The sequence below is a fragment of the Arcticibacter sp. genome (assembly GCF_045629565.1).
GTDB lineage: Bacteria > Bacteroidota > Bacteroidia > Sphingobacteriales > Sphingobacteriaceae > Arcticibacter.
Genome location: NZ_JAZQRL010000099.1, coordinates 1 through 4761 on the forward strand (window position 1 = coordinate 1; position 4761 = coordinate 4761).

Annotated in this window: 4 protein-coding genes; all 4 read right to left on the reverse strand. The window is 44.9% G+C overall.

What is annotated here, in order from left to right:
• On the reverse strand, positions 1–989 hold a 989-nt coding region (locus tag ACKI5J_RS11925; protein ID WP_407429701.1), incomplete at its 3' end, for a galactokinase.
• A 108-nt stretch (positions 990–1097) separates the two neighbouring features.
• On the reverse strand, positions 1098–2501 hold the full coding sequence (locus tag ACKI5J_RS11930; protein WP_407429702.1) for a sensor histidine kinase: 1404 nt from the start codon (positions 2499–2501) through the stop codon (positions 1098–1100).
• Positions 2502–2660: 159 nt separating this feature from the next.
• Positions 2661–4022, reverse strand: a complete 1362-nt coding sequence (locus ACKI5J_RS11935) for an MATE family efflux transporter (RefSeq protein ID WP_407429703.1) — start codon at positions 4020–4022, stop codon at positions 2661–2663.
• A 30-nt stretch (positions 4023–4052) separates the two neighbouring features.
• The gene (locus tag ACKI5J_RS11940) at positions 4053–4685 is read right to left on the reverse strand and encodes a helix-turn-helix domain-containing protein (protein ID WP_407429704.1); all 633 of its coding nucleotides are present in this window, start codon (positions 4683–4685) and stop codon (positions 4053–4055) included.
• Positions 4686–4761 lie beyond the last annotated feature (76 nt).

Below are 4761 nucleotides of genomic sequence, written 5' to 3' on the forward strand. Positions count from 1 at the left end.
GCACCAATGACATGATCATAGTCGCTACAGAAATCGACGATAGTATCCAGTTCTATTCCGGTTACATCGTACAAGTTCCGGAGGGACGCATGAGAAGCATACATGAGCTTACCAAATACTGTGATGTCACCTTCATTGAGAGCCTTCGCAGCCAGATTCACCCGGTCGTTCTCACAGATCACATGAGTTGCACGTTTCAAGACCACGGGATCTTTAATCAGGTGTTTGTGCAGGGCGAACTTCTCTGCGGTCAGTTCACACAGGTTATGCAACGTAATTTCCTGCTTTAAGTCGGCGAGTGCCTGCTGACATTCGGCAACACGTTCGTTGTATTTCGATTCGGACAGTTTCCGCGATTTGTTCGTATTGATGATCGCCAGTGTATATTTCCCAACGTTGCAATCGATAAGTTTGAACTTCAGGGTATCACAATTTAAAAGGATGGCTTGCTTTTCGGCGCCGAAAGTTACCGCAAACTGGTCCATAATGCCTGAGTTTACACCCATAAACTCATTCTCGACATTTTGCGACAGCTGCACAAGCTCGAGCCTGCTGAAACCCAGACCAAGGAAATCATTCAGCGCAAATGCAGTTACAACCTCGATAGATGCAGAGGAGGACAGACCCGAGCCAATCGGAATGTTTCCATGAAACAACAAGTTGAATCCTTTGATGTTATGCCCTTTTGAATTGAAGTAGTTGATTATACCCAATGGATAGTTGTACCAATCGGAGCCGTTTTTAACGTAGGACTTCTGTACATCGATGGTGTGCTGCTCCGGAAAGTTAACGCTGGCAAAGCGAATGACGTTATCCTTATTGGGGGCAATGCACAATGTAGTACCAAGTGAAATGGCGCATGGCAGAACCAGGCCTCCATTATAATCTATGTGTTCACCAATTAAATTTACGCGGCCGGGCGCAAAGTATGTCGCTGCCGGCTCTGTACCATATATTTCTTTGAATTGATTTGCTAATTCAGCTTCCATGCTATTCAGGTTAGTGTTTGCTTTTTGTGAATCCTCGTAATGAAACCCGAAGATACTTATTATGCAAACAAACGCGACGAAGAACGGGAGACTTAATGTGGAATTAAGTTAGACCGGTAAGGTGATGGTAAAGGTGCTGCCTTTCTTAAATTCACTTTCTACGGTGATTCTGCCATTGTGTTTAAGGATGAATTCCTTGCAGAGCACCAGGCCTAAACCCGTCCCAATCTCGTTGTTGGTTCCGGGGAAAACGGTTTTATTCTCTACCTGAAACAGGCTTCCCAAAGTTTTGGGGCTCATTCCGATACCGTAGTCAATAACAGAAACAGCGATCGTCTTTTTCTCAGAAGAGGTATCTGCAACGTATGCCGACACGATATCGACCTTACCAAGGTTTGGGGTAAACTTAATGGCATTTGAAAGCAGGTTCCGGAAAATGGTATTCATCATATCGGAGTCGCCGACAACGGTCATCGCAGGGTCGACCTTATTCACGATTTGAATGTCTTTTTGTGCAGCTACAATTCTAAGAAATTCAATATTACTCTGAAGACAGTCATACAGATTGATCTGAATGGGCTTGAAAGAAATGTTACCTGTCTGACTCCTGGACCACAGCAGAATGTTCTCCAGCAGCTTTGACGTTGTATCCAAACTGGATTGCAGCAGTTTATACAGGCGTTTTCTTTCTGCCTCATCCTTGTCAAACAACCCCTCTTCCAGGTAATGGGTGAGGGCCAGGGTAGAGGAGATCGGGCCCCGGAGGTCATGTGCGAGGATGGAAAAGAACTTGTCTTTACTTTGGTTTACCTTCTTGAGTTCTTCAGAAGTAGCCAAAAGCTGTTCATAGTTTTTTTCCAGCTCTTTCTTTTGTGTTTTTATCAGCCGTCTCTGTTTGAACCTGGTGAGGTTGCTGCGCCATTGGATCGTGGCAAGCCCCAGGCATACGATCATCGTGATCAACCCGATCGACAACTTCGAAAGTAAGATGGTTGCATCATTCTGCGTATTGATCAATCCGATGTAAAAGATCAAGTATATCAGGGTTAAATAGAAGAGTAGCCTTAGCGGATGGATCAGCAAGCCGATTGAACTCAGCACACAGATCAGCAGAAAGGCGAGTATAGAACTGGTGATGGCTTCGTCGTACACGGAGCAGATGGTACCCCATAATGACATGGTCATCAGGATCACGTGGGGAAGGTACTTATTCAGTACCTTGAAATTCGGTTTGCTGTAGGCGATGAGCGTGGCAACGAAGAGGACCGTACTGATTGCAGCGATGGAAATATTCAGGTCGAGAATGGACCTTTTCCAATCGATGAAAGATACAGCGGCATCCGGTGAATAGTGGCTGTAATAAAATGATAAAGCCAGGGCGATGGGGCCAATTAAGCCGGTGATCATAAAGCACCTGATCAGGTTGGCTTTACGGACTTCATTCTGGATAATTTTTTTAGTTAAAGCACTGGTTTCCGAATGCTTAGAGAGAGAGTTAATCAAGTGCGTCATAAATAGTTTAAACAAATTTATATTAAAATCTGGTATAAACTAATAATCAGAAATTTTCCAAAAACGTGTCCGTACCCGGCGACAGATTGGGCATAAAAATCTGATGCTTTTGCGTAATTCGATACCGTACCTCAGGAATAAGGCAGGGTGGACAGGCGTTTAGATTCGGGCGATAAGTCCGCGTGTTTTATTCTGGAAGCGGAGAAACAATAATAAAGAGGCGGTAAGCAGCCCAATGGTTAGCCCGTACCATATACCATTTACACCGAGTTGCATCGTGATACCCAGAAAGTAGCCGAGCGGAATGCCGATGATCCAATAGGCGACGAACGTGATCAGGGTGGGAATATTGACATCACCAATGCCCCTTAAGACACCTAAACCGACCACCTGCGTACCATCAAACAACTGAAAGAAGCCAGCAATGATCAGCAGTTGGGCGGCGATGGCAATGACCGCCTTATCCGTTGTGTAGATCAGGGGCAGTATGGTATTTCCAAGGACAAACACGATGGCAGTTATGCTCATAAAAACAATCACGACGTGGTAACTTGCGATTGCAGATTTGCGCAGGTTCTCATAACTTTTTTGGCCGAAGTTGTTGCCTGTCTTTATCGTGGCCGCTGAAGCAATACCACTTGCAAGCATATAGGTAACGGCAGCAAGGTTGATCGATACCTGGTGCGCCGCCTGATGTACCGCACCGATCGTTCCGATCAATATGGCGGCACCACTAAAAGCACTAATTTCGAAGGCATATTGCATGGCCACCGGAGCACCGATCTTTAGGATTCTTACTGTCCTGACTTTATCTATAAAAAACAGCCGGAACCCCCTGAGGTATATTTTAAAATGCTGTGATCTCATGACGTAAGCACCCATCACCAGGGCCATTACCGAACGGTCGATCAGCGTACTTAAGCCAACACCTTTAACGCCCATCGGGCTGATTCCGAACATGCCCTTCACGAATATAATTCCGAGTACAACGTTCAGTACATTGCCCCAAATGGAAATAAACATGGCTTGTTTGGTGAAGCCAAGACCTTCGGCAAACTGTTTGAAAGTCTGAAAGATCATCAGCGGAATAATGGACAAGCCGAGATAGGTGAGGTACGGCTTTGCATACGCAACAACTTCGGGCGACTGGCCAATGTTATCAATGACCGAAAGCGTACCCAAATGGATAAACAGATACAATATGACAGAAGTGCTGAAGTTGATAATGATGCTGTTGGACAATAGCTTTCCACATTCCTCGGGGTTCCTGCGGCCAAATTCCTGCGCAATTAACGGGGTAAGTCCGTAAGAGATGCCCAGTCCGATTACAAGGATGAGCATGAAGATGCTGTTGACTAAAGATACAGCAGCGAGCTGCGTTGTTCCCGCAAAATGCCCTACAATGATACTGTCGGCCATATTTACCAACGTGTGCCCCAATTGGGAAACGACTATAGGTACGGCAAGAACAAGGTTATCCCTATAAAAAGGCTTATATTTATTGTAGAGAGAAAGGAGCATGAAAAAATAGACTAAACGGCAAAGTTAACTCTATTTGCTGTTAATGAAAGTAAAGTATTCCTCTTTTTCGGAGGTATGTGGCTGGAGCAGGCCGGTGAGAATGAGGTTAACCAATATCTTTTGCGCCTTCTTGTGGGAGCTCCTGGTGATCTTGCTGAATTGCTTGAGGGTGATCCGGCCTTGTTCATCCAGGAACTTGAACAACTTCTTTTCATCCTCCGTATATACAATGAGCGTTCCCGTGGCTTTGTTCTCGTTTTTCAGAGTCTGTAAGATAACACTACTGGCCAGAATACATTTATCCTCCACCCGGTAGTATACCCACCACTTGTTGTTGTCGTCCAAAGCATAATGCGGCTTCAGATCGCTCTTATCTACAGAAACGACCAATACCAACTTGTCGTCGATGTATACTTCTTCAAATTTAGGTTCAATAGCCGGCTTGCAGAACTGATAAGCTGACCGGGTGATCATATATTTCTCTTCATCTTCAGACTTCACGCCAACGATCTTACCTTCGTCAGTAACGCCGATCAATAGCCGGCCACCTTGATTGTTGGCAAAGGCAACCAGGCTTTTGGCTATTTTTTGGCTACTGGTGATCGTTTTTTTAAAATCAAGTGTAGTACCTTCCCCCTCTAAAATTAACTTTCTGATATTCATACCCGCTCCAGATAATCACTGTTTAATATGCAATGGTTGGTTTTTCTCCGAGATGAAGATTCCGCACGTAAACTTC